The following is a 12,544-nucleotide window of genomic DNA, read 5'->3' as shown; positions in this document are numbered from 1 at the left end:
CGGCGCGAGGGCAAGCGCGCTCAGGGCAGCAGGCCCTTGCCATTGGCGCGGACCGACCCGCTCTGGGTCAGCTCGATGCGGGTCGTCAGCGTGCCCGGCTCCGGTCCGGGGCGGGAGAATCCCTGCAGCATCATCTTGGCGACCATCGCCTGCTGGGGCGCGAGCAGGCCAAGCTGCACGAGCCTGTCCACCGCCTGATCGCTGCCCCGGATCGTCAGGTCCAGCCCGCCCACGGGTTTCGGCAGGCCGTCCCATGTTGTCAGGTCGCTGTTGTCGATGGTGAAGCTGCCGCGCCCCTTCACCCCCGCGCCGATGGCGGAGATGTCCAGATCGTCAATATTCACCGTCTCGAACTGATAGGGCGCCTCGGCCATGGCCGACGGGTCGGCCAGCCAGCGCATCGTGCCCGAGAGCGCGAGCGAGACCAGCGCCGGGTCGCGCGGCAGAATGCCGGTGGGATCGACCTGTTGCCACAGCAGGTCGTCTGCGCGCACCCCCTCCAGCCTGCTCATGAAGCGGAAGGGTTCGGCGGTCTCCGCGACCCGCGCGGGAAAGGCCGCGTCGAAATTCGCACGATCCGCGGTGAGCGACATCGGGGGCGCTTCCGGCCCGCCGCTGACGCTCAACCGCCCGGCCTCCGTCTCCCCCTTGTAGGCGACCTGCCCGTGGGTGAGCGCGTAATCCGCGCTGCCGCGCTCGGCTGTCGCCTCCACGATCCGCGGCTGGCCCTCCGGGTCGGTCTCGGTGAGCGTCAGGCTCACCGGCCCGTGGCTCAGCGTTCCGCTGGCGGAAAGGCGGATCAGGTCGGCGAAGGTCGCGCCCCCGGCGATCACCGGCAGCGCCCCGGTGGACCGGGTTTCGACCGATTGGGCGGACAGAACCATCTGATAGCTGCCGCCGGGGCCGTCGGTCATCGCCTCCTCCCCCTCCGGCCCGCTCTGGGAAAGGGTGAGCCCCGCAGCCTCCACCTGCGTCCGGGTGTCGATCTCACGCTCCGTGTTGGCCGCGCCGGTGAAGCGGTAGGTGCCGGTGACACCGCTCGCCGTCATCTGAAGGGCGAGCGATCCGTCCACCGTCTCGCCGCTCTCCATCTCCTCCAGCGTGGCGGTGAGGTTCGGCATGGCCATCTGGTAGGTGACATCCTCCGGCTGGCCCGTCGCATGAAGAGCGAGGCCGGGATGGCTGATGAGGAGCGTCATCCGCGTCGGCACGGCCTCCTCCTCCCCGTCGGCAAGCGCCTCGGGATCGGGGGGGAGGGTGCTCTCCACCAGAACGGGATATTCGGGGCTGAAGGTGACATCGACGGCGCCGCCCGCGCCGGTCAGGGCGATCTGCGGGATGGTGCCGCTGATCCGGTCCGACCCGTGCATCGCGCTGAAGGCGACATCCGTGAGCGTGAGCGTCCCGCCCGCTTCCGCCGTATTTCCGGCCGAGAGTTCCTGCCCCGCGGCATTCGCCTGCGCTTGCCAGTCCTGCCACAACCCTGCCGGGGTCAGATCGGCCCGCGCGGCGAGCGTGGTTGCCATGAGGATCGCCGCCGCGCTAAGCACGGGGCGGGCGAGCTGCGGCATGAACTTCCGATACGGCATCGTCGAACCCTTCGCGTCTGGAGGCCGGGGCCACCATCTGGTGCGCCGGAAGGCAGGTCAAGCCCTTCGCCCGATCCCGGACGCGTGCTGACGGAGAGGTGACAGGATGGCGGAACTAGAGGGGCGGATTGCGCTGATAACCGGCGCAGGGCGTGGCATCGGCGCGGCGACGGCACGGCTTTTCGTGGCCGAGGGCGCGCGCGTGGGGCTCGTGGGCCGGAACGCGGCGCAGCTTGCCGGGCTTGCGGCGGAACTTGGGCCGAATGCCCATGCGCTGCCCTGCGATGTCGCCGAATTCGGACAGCTGAGTGCCGCGGTGGACCGGCTGGCGGCGGTGTTCGGCGCGCCCGATATCCTCATCAACAACGCGGGTGTCGTCGATCCGATTGCCCCGCTCGCGGACAGCGATCCGGCGGATTGGGCGGCCTCCGTCACCATCAACCTGACCGGTGTCTATAACGGCATGCGGGCGGTTCTGCCGGGAATGCTGGCGCGGGAGGCGGGTACGATCATCACCGTCTCCTCCGGCGCCGCGCACAACCCGCTGGAAGGGTGGAGCGCCTATTGCTCCGGCAAGGCGGGCGCGGCGATGCTGACGCGGGCCTGCGATCTGGAGAACCGCCAGAAGGGTATCCGCGTCATGGGCCTGTCGCCCGGAACCGTGCGGACGGAGATGCAGGTCCGCATCCGGGCCTCCGGCATCAACCGGGTGAGCCAGCTCGATCCTTCGGTCCATGTGCCGCCGGAATGGCCAGCGCGGGCGCTTTTGTGGATGTGCGGCCCGGAGGCGGACGGCCATCTGGGGGAGGAGCTCGCGCTCCGGGACGAGGGCCTTCGCGCAAGACTGGGGCTTTCCGCGTGATCCGCCTCACGGAAACGGCGGAGGGGGCGTGGATCGTCACGCTCGATCGCCCGGAGAAGGCGAATGCGCTGACCCGCGCCATGCTGGTGCGGCTTGTCGAGATCATGGTGGAAGCCCGCCGGGCGGAAGCCCGCGCCGTGATCCTGACGGGCAGCGGCAAGGTGTTTTCCGCCGGGGCCGATCTGGACGAGGCGCGCGCGGGGCTTGCGACCGACCCGATCTGGGTGGAGCTTTCCGCCGCCGTGGCGGGGGTGCCGGGGCTGACCATCGCGGCGCTGAACGGCACGCTGGCAGGGGGTGCGCACGGCATGGTGCTTGCCTGCGACCTGCGGATCGCGGTGCCGCAGGCCACGTTCTTCTATCCCGCAATCCGGCTGGGCTTTGTCCCGCCCGCGCCGGACCCCGGTCGTCTGGCGGCGCTGGTCGGCCCGTCGCGGGCCCGGATGATCTTCCTCGCCGGTCAGCGGATCGGCGCGGAAGAGGCGCTGCACTGGGGGCTGGTGGACCGTCTCGTTCCGGTTGAGGCGCTGATGGAAACCGCACACGATCTCTCCGCAGCCGCGCTCGCCGCGAAGGAAGGGGTGACGGCGGGGATCAAGGCGCTCCTTGGCTGAGCGCCCGGAACCCGTCGATGCGCTGGTGATCGGCGCGGGGCCGGCCGGCCTGATGGCGGCGGAGGTTCTCGCCGCCGCCGGTCGCCGCGTCGTGGTGGCGGAGGGCAAGCCCTCGCCCGCGCGCAAGTTTCTGATGGCGGGGAAATCCGGCCTGAACCTGACCAGGAACGAACCGCTGGAGGCGTTTCTTGCCCAGTATGGCACGGCGGAGGAGAAGCTTCGCCCCATGCTCACCGCCTTCGGGCCGGAGCAGGTCATCCACTGGGCGGAGGACTTGGGGGAGCAGGTGTTCACCGGCAGCACGGGCCGGGTCTTTCCGCGGGCGATGAAAGCCTCTCCGCTGCTCCGCGCCTGGCTTCTGCGGCTCGGGCAAGGGGGGGTGGAGATCCGCACCCGCTGGCGCTGGACCGGCTGGGAGGACGGGGCTTTCGCCTTCGACACGCCCGCGGGGAGGCGACGGATCTCCCCCCATGTGACGGTGCTGGCGCTTGGCGGGGCAAGCTGGGCCCGGCTCGGCTCGGACGGGGCATGGGCGGAGCAGCTGGTGGCAAAGGGTGTGCCGCTCGCGCCGTTCCGGCCCGCGAATGCCGGGCTGATCGTTCCGTGGTCGCCGATGATGGAGCGCCATCACGGCGCGCCGCTGAAGGGGATCGCCCTTTCCGCAGGCGCCCTGCGCAGCCGGGGGGAGGTGGTGATCTCTGCCCGCGGGCTGGAAGGCGGCGGGCTTTATTCCGTGGTCGCGGACGTGCGGGACGGCGCGCCGCTGCTGATGGATCTGATCCCCGACATGACGGAAGCGCAGGCGGCGGAACGGCTTGGCGCGGGCCGGAAGGGTGAGAGCCTTGCCAATCGCCTGCGCAAGGCGCTTCGGCTGTCGCCCGCGGCCATCGCGCTGATCCAGGAATTCGGACGACCGCTGCCGACGGATCCGTTGGGGCTTGCGCGGCTGTTGAAACATCTGCCCATCCGGCATGGCGGCCTCCGCCCGCTGGACGAGGCGATCTCCACGGCAGGCGGTGTGCGCTGGGACGGGGTGGACGCGGATCTCATGCTCCACGCCCTGCCCGGAACCTATGTCGCGGGCGAGATGCTGGATTGGGAGGCACCGACGGGGGGCTATCTCCTCACCGCCTGTTTCGCCACCGGCCGCCATGCGGGGGAAGCCGCGGCGCGCCGGCTCTGAGCTTCACAGGCAGCGCGCCTCGCTCACCAGCATGATCGGGATGCCGCTGCGGATCGGGAATGCCAGCTTTGCCGCGCGGGAGACCAGTTCCTGCCGCTCCGCATCGTAGGACAGCGCCTGATGGGTGACGGGACAGACGAGCGATTCCAGCATCCGGCGGTCGAACAGCGGGGCTTCCGCTGCCTCGGCGGGGGCAAGGTCGATGGTCATTGCATTATCTCCTCTTTCGATCCGCCGCGCAGCCCGTATTCAAGCAGGGTTGTCAGCACTTCCCGGCGTTCGGGCAGGGTCGGGGCCTCCAGCAGGGCCTGCCGGTCCTCCACCTCAAGGGGCAGAAGCTGCGAGAGGGCGTTGATGAGCATCTCGTCCTCCGCCTCCTTCAGGCTGCCCCAGTCGGTGGACAGGCTGTGCGACTCCATGAAGCGGTGGAGCAGGTCCAGAAACTCCTCCCGCTCAAGAGACGGATCCGTCTCCGCATGGCCGATGTCGCGGGGGTAGTCGGACCAGTCCACCCGCGCCCGCAGATAGGGGGTGAAGCCCGGAACTTCTTCCAACAACCGGAACCGCGCGATCCCCGTCAGCGTGATGAGATAGCGCCCGTCCTCCGTCTCAGAAAAGGAGGAGATCCGCCCTGCACAGCCGATGGCGAACACCCCGTCCTCCTGTGGCTGGATCATGCCGATCAGCCGCTGGCGGGTGCGCAGGCAATCCTCCATCATCGCGAGATAGCGCGGCTCGAAGATATGCAGCGGCAGCTTCGACCGTGGCAGAAGCAGCGCTCCCGGCAAGGGAAAGAGCGGCAGCGTATCGGGCAGGTCGGATTCCTTGATCATCGCCATGGCGGGCACCGCCCGTCAGGAGAAGATCATGGAGCTGAGACGGCGGCGCCCCTTCAGCACGATCGGATCCTGCGGTTTCAGCGCATCGAAGATGGTGAAGAGCTGCGCCTTGGCGGCACCGTCGTTCCATTCCCGGTCACGGCGGAACAGGTCCAGAAGCTCGTCGACCCCGCCCTCCACATCGCCGCTGGCGTGAAGCGCCTGCGCGAGATCGAAGCGCGCCTGAAGATCGGCGGGATCGGCCTCAACCCGCGCACGGAGTTCCGTTACGGGGCCCGCATTCGCGGCCTGTCGGGCAAGCTCGATCTGGGCGCGGGCGGCGTCGATCTCCGGCGCCGCGGCAAGCTCGGGCGACAGGGTGTCGAGCAGGGTTGCCGCCTCCTCGACCTGTCCAAGCGCGAGCCGCGCCCGCACAAGCCCGCCAAGGGCAGCGGCGCTGGCCGGATCCTCGCCGAGAATGGCCGCAAAGGTTTCCGCGGCATCCTCCGCTGCGCCCTCTGCCAGCATCTGCTCCGCCGCGGCGATCGCCTCTCCCAGACCGCCGTCACCGGCCAGCGCCGCGACGCGTTCCACGAAAGCGCTCACTTCGGAATTGGGCAAGGCACCCTGAAAGCCGTCAACGGGCTGGCCCTGCCAGAAGGCATAGACCGTGGGGATCGATTGAATGCGGAGCTGGGACGAGATCGTCTGCGCCTCATCGACATTCAGCTTCACCATGCGGACGCGTCCGCCCGCCGCCGTGACCGCCGCTTCCAGCGCAGGGCCAAGCTGGCGGCAGGGGCCGCACCACGGTGCCCAGAAATCCACGATGACCGGAATATCGCGGCTCGCCTCCACCACGTCGGCCATGAAGGTCGCTTCGGTCGTGTCCTTGATCAGCTCGGCGTCTGCCTGCGGTGCTGTGCTCTTCTCGCTCAGTCCCAGCATGGATATGCCCCCTTGGAAAATCGTTGCCCTCTATATGAGGCGACCGATCCGAAACACCAAGAGCGAAAGCGAGACGCGGTATCTTTGCCGCAACTTATGCGCGCTCGACGGGAACCGTTACAAACCCTTTGCGGTTTCAATGTGAGATAGGTGACAACCGTCAAGCGATTCCGAGAAAGGTCTCTCGTCATGAAGATGCAGCAGATGCCCCTCGCCTTCGTGGTTCTCGCTGGTGCGGCCGCAGCTCCGGCGCTGGCGCAGTATATGGGGTCGTCCGGGCGGAGCACGATCTCCTCCGTCGCGGAGGTGCGGTCCGCGGGCGAAGCGTCCCGCGTCAGCCTGAACGGCGCGCTCATTGCCCATCATGCGGAGGATGTCTTCATTTTCCGCGATGCTTCCGGCGACATTCCGGTGCGGATAGACACGGCGCTTTGGCGCGGTGCCGACCTTGGCCCGGGAACGGAGGTGCGCCTGACGGGTGCCACCGCGGGGCGCGGGGAGCGCCGCCGGGTGGAGGTCAACGCCTTCGACCTGCAGTAGGCCTACAGGTCGAAAGTGGCAAAAACCGGCACGTGGTCGGAGGGTTGCTGCCAGCCGCGCGCCGCCCGCAATACCCGGCTTCCATGACCGGCTGAAACGATATCCGGCGTGGCCCAAATATGGTCGAGGCGACGCCCCTTGTCTGCCGAGTCCCAATCCGGGGAACGGTAGGACCACCAGCTGTAAAGCCGTCCGTCCGGTATGTCCTGCCGCGTCACATCCACCCAGCGCCCGGACTCCCGCACCTGCTCCAGATGCTCGACCTCAACGGGTGTATGGCTGACGATGCGCAGCAGTTGCTTGTGGTTCCACACGTCGTCTTCCCGCGGGGCGATGTTCAGATCGCCGACGAGAATGGCCTTATGCGGCCGCTCCACCTGAAAGAACCGCGTCATGTCGGTCAGGAAGTCGAGCTTCTGGCCGAATTTCACATTGGCCTCCCGGTCGGGAATGTCACCGCCGGCAGGGACGTAGAAATTGTGGATCGTCACGCCGTTCTCAAGCTCGGCCGCGACATGGCGGGCGTGGCCCAGCGTGGCAAAGTCCCGGTCGCCGGCATCGCGGAGCGGCAGCTTCGACAGGATTGCGACGCCGTTGTAGCCCTTCTGCCCCCGTGCGACCATGTGGGTGTAGCCCAGGGCGCGGAACTGCTCGACCGGGATTTTCTCAACCGGCGACTTGCATTCCTGCAGACACAGGATGTCAGGCGATTCCTCTGCCAGCAGGCGCTGAACGAGCCCTTCGCGAAGGCGGACGGAGTTGATGTTCCAGGTGGCGATGGTAAAGGTCATGGGCGTCTCCGGCTGGCGGCGGGACCATGCCAACCGGGCGCGGGGAGGGCAAGGGAGCGGGACAAAAAAGGGCCCGGCACAGGGCCGGGCCTTTGAGGTGCCAACAGGGAGTTCCGTATCCTGACCCCGATACGGGAGGGCTTCGCGGACCTAATGCTCCGGGAGACACATTGGTTCCGCCAGATCGCGTGAAATCAGGCGACCAGCCGATAACCGCCCGACTCGGTCACCAGAAGCCGCGCATTCGAGGGATCAGGCTCGATCTTCTGGCGAAGGCGGTAGATGTGGGTTTCAAGCGTGTGGGTGGTGACGCCCGCATTGTAGCCCCAGACCTCATGCAGCAGCACATCGCGCGGCACGACGCCCTCGGAGGCGCGGTAGAGGAACTTCAGGATGTTCGTTTCCTTCTCCGTCAGACGGATCTTCCGCTCCCGCTCGTCGATCAGCATCTTCATCGAGGGTTTGAACGTATACGGGCCAAGCTGGAATACCGCATCCTCGGATTGTTCATGCTGGCGGAGTTGCGCGCGGATGCGGGCAAGCAGGACCGGAAACTTGAACGGCTTCGTGACGTAATCGTTCGCGCCCGCGTCCAACCCCAGAATGGTGTCGCTGTCGCTGTCATGGCCGGTCAGCATGAGGACAGGACATTTCACCCCTTGCTTGCGCATCCGGCGGCAGAGTTCTCGCCCGTCGGTATCCGGCAGGCCTACGTCGAGGATCACCAGATCGAAAATGCCACCCTTGACCTTTTCCATCGCGTCCTGACCGTTCTCGGCTTCGAACACGTCGAAATCCTCGGTCATGACGAGCTGTTCGGAGAGCGCCTCGCGGAGATCGTCGTCATCATCGACGAGCAGGATTTTCTTCAGGTTGGCCATGGCTCTCTCCTCTCGGTATCGTGTGCAGGGGACATTGGCATCCCGGCGCTGTCCGGCAAGGGAAGCGGGCCAATTGCTACAAAGCCTCACGCCGACGTGTCGCGGGGCGGGGAAATGTTTCAATTTCCTGCAGCAGCGCCTAGATGGGGGGTGTCTTGAGAGGGCAGGTTCATGAGTCTCATTCCCGGTATTGTCGAGCGGATCGCGCGGGCGCGTGCGGACCTTCGGATGGGTCTGCCCGTGGTTCTGATGACCGATACCGAAGGTGCGCTGGCGCTGGCCGTGGAAACGCTGGATGAGGAGCGGCTTCGCGATTTGCGCGCGATCGGGCACCCCGTTCTCGCCATCACCGGCTGGCGGGCGGAGACGCTGAAGGCGCGGGCCTATGACAATGATCTCGCCCGGATCACCGTGCCCGGCGATGTGGATGCGCGCTGGCTCCGATGCGTGGCAGATCCTGCGGATGATCTCCGCGTGCCGATGAAGGGGCCGCTACTGGCGGAGCGGGAGGGAGGGGCGGAGTTGCATCGTGTGGCGCTCCAGCTTGCGAAATCCGCGCATCTGCTGCCCTCCGCGGTGCTGGTGCCGCTCGATCATCCTGCGACCTTTGCCACGGAGAATGAGCTGACACTCCTCTCTGCCACTGCCGCGGCGGATGAACTTCGGCAGTCGGTGCCCCTGCTGCCGGTCGTTTCGGCGCGCGTGCCCATGGCTGCGGCGGAAGCGGGGCGGCTGCACGTCTTTCGGCCGGAGGATGGAGGGGAAGAGCACTATGCCGTTGAAATAGGTCGCCCGCCGCGGTCGGAGCCGGTTCTCGCACGGCTGCATTCCGCCTGTTTCACGGGGGATGTGCTGGGCAGCCTGAAATGCGATTGCGGTCCCCAGCTTCATGCCGCGCTGGAGCGGATGGGAGAGGAAGGGGCGGGTGTGCTCCTTTACCTCAATCAGGAGGGTCGCGGTATCGGTCTGGCCAACAAGATGCGCGCCTACTCGCTTCAGGATCAGGGCTTCGACACCGTGGAAGCCAACCACCGGTTGGGCTTCGAGGATGACGAACGCGATTTTCGCATCGGCGCGGCCTTGTTGGCGCGGCTTGGATTTTCGGAGGTCCGGCTGCTTACCAACAACCCCGCAAAGGTGCGGATGATGGAGGCCAATGGCATCCATGTCGTCGAGCGTGTGCCGCTGAAAGTTGGCAGGACCGCATTCAATGAGGGATATCTGGCCACCAAGGCGCGGAAGTCGGGGCATCTGCTTTGACGGGAGATCTCGTCCTGACACCCACCGGATTGCGCTATGGGAACCGGTTGATGCCCTGCACCATAGGGCGGGGCGGTATCGTGCCCGACAAGCGCGAGGGGGATGGCGGAACCCCGGTCGGGCGGCACGAGATCGTCGCCATGCTCTACCGTCCCGACAGGATCGAACAGCGGCGGCTCCCTCGCTGGGCCGTCCCGATCCGTCCGGGGGACCTGTGGTCGGACGATGTGGCTGACCCGGAGTACAACCAGCTCGTCGCGGCGCCGCACGACTGGAGTCACGAGAGCCTTCGGCGGCCCGACCCGCTCTACGATCTCATATTGGTTACGGACTGGAACTGGCCCGATGCGCTGCCGGGTCGGGGGTCTGCGATTTTTCTACACAGTTGGCGACGGCCCGGTGCGCCGACGGCGGGGTGCATCGGACTGTCGCGCCACAACCTGTTGTGGCTGGCTAGACGCCTGACGCCCCGAACGGCGCTGCGTGTCAATGATCAGCCTTGGGGGTTGCGGGCCCCGAAGAGGGCGGAGCCGACCCGCACATAGGTTGCACCATGGGCGATGGCGGTCTCGAAATCATCGCTCATGCCCATGGAAAGCTCGTGAAGGCCATTCCGGGCTGCGATCCTTGCCAGAAGTGCAAAGTGAAGCGCGGGTTCCTCCTCCACCGGGGGTATGCACATCAGCCCGACAACGGGCAGGTCCATCGCCCGGCATTCGGCGACAAAGGCATCCGCTTGGGCGGGGAGGCAACCGGCCTTCTGCGGCTCCTCTCCGGTGTTGACCTGAATGAACAGCCGGGGAGAGCGACCGCGCTTTTGTGCGAGATCGGCAAGGACATGGGCCAGTTTGGGCCGATCGAGGGCGTGGATCGCCTCGAACAGATCCACGGCCTGTTTGGCCTTGTTGGTCTGAAGCGGGCCGATCAGGTGAACTTCGGTTTCCGGGAAACGGGCGCGGAAATCCGGCCATTTGGCGGCGGCCTCCTGCACCTTGTTCTCTCCGAACAGGCGCTGACCTTCTTCCAGAACGGCCTCAACCCGCGCGTTCGGCTGGACCTTTGACACCGCTATGAGATGGACCGATCCCGGCGCGCGGCCCGCCTCTGCTTCGGCCTTGGCTATACGGTTCCTGATATCGATAAGCGGCATCCTGGATTCCTTTCTTTGCGGTGAAAGGGATCACAGCAGCACGAAAATGAACAGATCCGACCACCCGCCGGACCAAATGAAAAGAGCGGGCCAAGGCCCGCTCTCTCCGTAGATGGTCGTCGGATCAGAACTTGAACACGACGCCGAAGTCGGCGACGGTTTCGTCCTGCGCGATGATCGAGCCGGACTGGTTGTCCTGGATGTAGGCACCATCCGGACGGTCCATTTTCATGACGCCGCCTTTGAGGGTCGCGCCACCGCCGAGGTTGTATGCCGCGCCGAGGCCGTAGTATTTCGCGTCGCCCGTCGTGTCGAGGCTCAGCTCACGGTAGAACGCGGTGACCGTGGTCGGGCCCATCTTGTAGTCGAAGGACACGCCGTACTGGTCGAACTTCTGGAACACGGACGGGGCGATCAGGTCGCCAGTGTTGACGTCGTAGTCGTTGCCCGCGAAGTTGTAGGCTTTACCTTTGCCGTAGAAGCCTTTCAGAGCCGCGTCGCCGAAGGCGGCGTTGGCGCTGACGATCCACTGGTATTCACGCTCGTAGTTTTCGGCCTTGCGGGATTCGTAACCGCCAGCCACGCCGAAATCGCCGAAGTCGTAGGTCGCGCCGACCGAGTACTGCTCGAAGCGCGGGGTGTCTTTGTCGGTGTTGCCGTGCATACCGCCGGCGGTGCCGTCGCTCATGCCGGCATAGAAGCCGAAGTCACCGAAGCTGTAGGAATACAGCAGGTAGGGGTCCTGAATATTGGTGTAGTTCAGGTATTCGGTTTCGTACCATTCCATGATGGAGTTGGCGTTCGAATAACCGATCCCGGAGAGATCGCCCACGGCGTTCTCAAGAGCGCCATCGACGTCGCCCATGGCGATCTTGCCGAATTCGCCCGAGATGAAGATGTTGCCCGCGGCACCCACGGTACCATTGGCAGAGTTGTCGGCACGGATGGAGCCGCCGAAGGTCAGACCGCCGTCCGTTTCACCGGCCATGGTGAAGATGGCGCGGATACGGCTGTTGAAGTTGGCGTTCTCACCATCGTAGACGATACCCATGCGGCCGTCGCCGGTGACCGCGACTTCGGCAGCGGCGACACCAGCGGTCATCACCAGCGCGGTCGTCGCGAACAGGATCTTTTTCATCGTTTTCCCTCGTGGTTCAAGGTGCAGCCCAATCCAGGGAAATCCGAACTGGGAATGAGACTGTATTTCCCGCCCGGACCCCATATTGCAAGCGAGCCGCGTGCCCCGCCTGACAAGGGATGATGCATGGTGCAGCTTTGCCACACCGGGTTTTCCGCTGCGGGGCGATGGAAAAGGCTTAGGGACTTGTCCGCTTCGGGACCGTCGGATAGACAACAGGGAAGGCAGACTGCGCAGAACGGATCGGACGGATGGCCCTTGGCACTCTCTCGCAAGTCACCCTGGGCGGAAGCCGGGCGGCTGTCGGACTTCTCTGTGGCGCGCTGCTTCTTGCGGGCTGCGCCAACAACACCACCGATCAGAACATCCCGGTCGGGTCGCTGGAAAAGGAGCTTGCTGCCGGGCGGGCCGAAGGCGGCACGGTCTGGGATCTGTTCTCCGAGCGGGACAACCCGAACACCACCGTCAACGTCAACAAGTATATCTGGAACGCGGCGCTGGACGTGCTGAACTTCCTGCCGATCCAGACGGTCGATCCCTTCGGCGGGGTGATCGTGACGGGGTACGGCACGCCCCCTGGCGGCGGGCGCGCCTATCGCGCCACTGTCTATGTGCGTGATCCCGCGCTCGATGCCCGGTCGCTGAAGGTTTCGCTCCAGACCCAGGGCGGCCGCGCGGTGAGCGCGGAGACGGTGCGCCAGGTGGAAGATGCGATTCTGACCCGCGCCCGGCAGCTCCGCATTCAGGACGGTCGCCTCTAGCATCCGGCC

Annotated in this window: 15 protein-coding genes; 7 read left to right on the top strand and 8 right to left on the bottom strand. The window is 66.2% G+C overall.

Going from position 1 to position 12,544, the window contains the following annotated elements; all coding sequences use genetic code 11:
- Positions 1-20: 20 nt before the first annotated feature.
- The gene (locus CDV49_RS13210; protein WP_088215899.1) at positions 21-1,589 is read right to left on the bottom strand and encodes a DUF2125 domain-containing protein; all 1,569 of its coding nucleotides are present in this window, start codon (positions 1,587-1,589) and stop codon (positions 21-23) included.
- A gap of 106 nt (positions 1,590-1,695) precedes the next feature.
- Here CDV49_RS13210 and CDV49_RS13205 point away from each other — a divergent pair, with 106 nt between their 5' ends.
- From CDV49_RS13205 to CDV49_RS13195, 3 genes are read left to right on the top strand one after another with little or no spacing between them, the layout of a single operon-like run.
- On the top strand, positions 1,696-2,451 hold the full coding sequence (locus tag CDV49_RS13205) for an SDR family oxidoreductase (protein ID WP_088215898.1): 756 nt from the start codon (positions 1,696-1,698) through the stop codon (positions 2,449-2,451).
- Complete coding sequence (locus tag CDV49_RS13200; protein ID WP_088215897.1) at positions 2,448-3,065, top strand: enoyl-CoA hydratase/isomerase family protein; 618 nt, start codon at positions 2,448-2,450, stop codon at positions 3,063-3,065. The genes CDV49_RS13205 and CDV49_RS13200 overlap by 4 nt, the downstream gene beginning before the upstream one ends.
- Positions 3,058-4,248 carry a TIGR03862 family flavoprotein gene (locus CDV49_RS13195; RefSeq protein ID WP_256947339.1) on the top strand — a complete coding sequence of 397 codons (1,191 nt, stop codon included), beginning with the start codon at positions 3,058-3,060 and terminating at the stop codon, positions 4,246-4,248. Before CDV49_RS13200 ends, CDV49_RS13195 begins: the two co-directional genes overlap by 8 nt.
- Positions 4,249-4,251: 3 nt before the next feature.
- Here the strand turns inward: CDV49_RS13195 and CDV49_RS13190 are convergent, their stop codons facing one another.
- The 3 genes from CDV49_RS13190 to CDV49_RS13180 are packed head-to-tail and all read right to left on the bottom strand — an operon-like array spanning position 4,252 to position 6,014.
- Positions 4,252-4,458, bottom strand: a complete 207-nt coding sequence (locus CDV49_RS13190; RefSeq protein WP_088215896.1) for a Trm112 family protein — start codon at positions 4,456-4,458, stop codon at positions 4,252-4,254.
- Positions 4,455-5,081: an LON peptidase substrate-binding domain-containing protein gene (locus tag CDV49_RS13185; RefSeq protein ID WP_088215964.1), complete on the bottom strand. Its 627-nt coding sequence runs from the start codon at positions 5,079-5,081 to the stop codon at positions 4,455-4,457. The genes CDV49_RS13190 and CDV49_RS13185 overlap by 4 nt, the downstream gene beginning before the upstream one ends.
- A gap of 21 nt (positions 5,082-5,102) precedes the next feature.
- Complete coding sequence (locus CDV49_RS13180) at positions 5,103-6,014, bottom strand: thioredoxin family protein (protein WP_088215895.1); 912 nt, start codon at positions 6,012-6,014, stop codon at positions 5,103-5,105.
- 189 nt (positions 6,015-6,203) lie between these two features.
- On the opposite strand from CDV49_RS13180, the gene CDV49_RS13175 reads away from it, so the two are divergent.
- On the top strand, positions 6,204-6,554 hold the full coding sequence (locus tag CDV49_RS13175) for a NirD/YgiW/YdeI family stress tolerance protein (RefSeq protein WP_088215894.1): 351 nt from the start codon (positions 6,204-6,206) through the stop codon (positions 6,552-6,554).
- A gap of 2 nt (positions 6,555-6,556) precedes the next feature.
- On the opposite strand, the gene CDV49_RS13170 is transcribed toward CDV49_RS13175, so the two are convergent.
- On the bottom strand, positions 6,557-7,345 hold the full coding sequence (locus tag CDV49_RS13170) for an exodeoxyribonuclease III (RefSeq protein WP_088215893.1): 789 nt from the start codon (positions 7,343-7,345) through the stop codon (positions 6,557-6,559).
- 194 nt (positions 7,346-7,539) lie between these two features.
- Entirely contained in the window at positions 7,540-8,226 is a 687-nt protein-coding gene (locus tag CDV49_RS13165) for a response regulator transcription factor (protein ID WP_035743345.1), read from the bottom strand.
- Positions 8,227-8,397: 171 nt separating this feature from the next.
- Between CDV49_RS13165 and ribA the strand changes: the two genes are divergently transcribed.
- Together ribA and CDV49_RS13155 are read left to right on the top strand one after the other, a co-directional pair.
- Entirely contained in the window at positions 8,398-9,486 is a 1,089-nt protein-coding gene (gene ribA / locus CDV49_RS13160; protein ID WP_088215892.1) for a GTP cyclohydrolase II, read from the top strand.
- Positions 9,487-9,536: 50 nt separating this feature from the next.
- Positions 9,537-10,031 (top strand): L,D-transpeptidase family protein, encoded by a 495-nt coding sequence (locus CDV49_RS13155; RefSeq protein ID WP_088215891.1) that lies wholly within the window; start codon positions 9,537-9,539, stop codon positions 10,029-10,031.
- Here the strand turns inward: CDV49_RS13155 and CDV49_RS13150 are convergent.
- Positions 9,980-10,636 (bottom strand): YggS family pyridoxal phosphate-dependent enzyme, encoded by a 657-nt coding sequence (locus tag CDV49_RS13150; protein WP_088215890.1) that lies wholly within the window; start codon positions 10,634-10,636, stop codon positions 9,980-9,982. The genes CDV49_RS13155 and CDV49_RS13150 overlap by 52 nt on opposite strands.
- A 124-nt stretch (positions 10,637-10,760) precedes the next feature.
- Positions 10,761-11,774: a porin gene (locus tag CDV49_RS13145; RefSeq protein ID WP_179209204.1), complete on the bottom strand. Its 1,014-nt coding sequence runs from the start codon at positions 11,772-11,774 to the stop codon at positions 10,761-10,763.
- A gap of 251 nt (positions 11,775-12,025) precedes the next feature.
- Here CDV49_RS13145 and CDV49_RS13140 point away from each other — a divergent pair, with 251 nt between their 5' ends.
- On the top strand, positions 12,026-12,535 hold the full coding sequence (locus tag CDV49_RS13140) for a DUF3576 domain-containing protein (RefSeq protein ID WP_088215888.1): 510 nt from the start codon (positions 12,026-12,028) through the stop codon (positions 12,533-12,535).
- Positions 12,536-12,544 lie beyond the last annotated feature (9 nt).

Origin of the sequence: Haematobacter genomosp. 1 (assembly GCF_002196855.1) — a bacterium.
GTDB lineage: Bacteria > Pseudomonadota > Alphaproteobacteria > Rhodobacterales > Rhodobacteraceae > Haematobacter.
The sequence above is the reverse complement of the archived record's forward strand: the minus strand, read 5'-3'. Positions and strand labels throughout refer to the sequence as shown.

What these genes read in the sequence shown, in the direction of transcription:
- CDV49_RS13175 (WP_088215894.1), top strand. Translation starts at nt 6,204, where the DNA reads ATGAAGATGCAGCAGATGCCCCTCGCCTTCGTGGTTCTCGCTGGTGCG.
- CDV49_RS13150 (WP_088215890.1), bottom strand. Translation starts at nt 10,636, where the DNA reads ATGCCGCTTATCGATATCAGGAACCGTATAGCCAAGGCCGAAGCAGAG.
- CDV49_RS13205 (WP_088215898.1), top strand. Translation starts at nt 1,696, where the DNA reads ATGGCGGAACTAGAGGGGCGGATTGCGCTGATAACCGGCGCAGGGCGT.
- CDV49_RS13190 (WP_088215896.1), bottom strand. Translation starts at nt 4,458, where the DNA reads ATGACCATCGACCTTGCCCCCGCCGAGGCAGCGGAAGCCCCGCTGTTC.
- CDV49_RS13145 (WP_179209204.1), bottom strand. Translation starts at nt 11,774, where the DNA reads ATGAAAAAGATCCTGTTCGCGACGACCGCGCTGGTGATGACCGCTGGT.
- CDV49_RS13155 (WP_088215891.1), top strand. Translation starts at nt 9,537, where the DNA reads ATGCCCTGCACCATAGGGCGGGGCGGTATCGTGCCCGACAAGCGCGAG.
- CDV49_RS13185 (WP_088215964.1), bottom strand. Translation starts at nt 5,081, where the DNA reads ATGATCAAGGAATCCGACCTGCCCGATACGCTGCCGCTCTTTCCCTTG.
- CDV49_RS13210 (WP_088215899.1), bottom strand. Translation starts at nt 1,589, where the DNA reads ATGCCGTATCGGAAGTTCATGCCGCAGCTCGCCCGCCCCGTGCTTAGC.
- CDV49_RS13140 (WP_088215888.1), top strand. Translation starts at nt 12,026, where the DNA reads ATGGCCCTTGGCACTCTCTCGCAAGTCACCCTGGGCGGAAGCCGGGCG.
- CDV49_RS13165 (WP_035743345.1), bottom strand. Translation starts at nt 8,226, where the DNA reads ATGGCCAACCTGAAGAAAATCCTGCTCGTCGATGATGACGACGATCTC.
- ribA (WP_088215892.1), top strand. Translation starts at nt 8,398, where the DNA reads ATGAGTCTCATTCCCGGTATTGTCGAGCGGATCGCGCGGGCGCGTGCG.
- CDV49_RS13170 (WP_088215893.1), bottom strand. Translation starts at nt 7,345, where the DNA reads ATGACCTTTACCATCGCCACCTGGAACATCAACTCCGTCCGCCTTCGC.
- CDV49_RS13180 (WP_088215895.1), bottom strand. Translation starts at nt 6,014, where the DNA reads ATGCTGGGACTGAGCGAGAAGAGCACAGCACCGCAGGCAGACGCCGAG.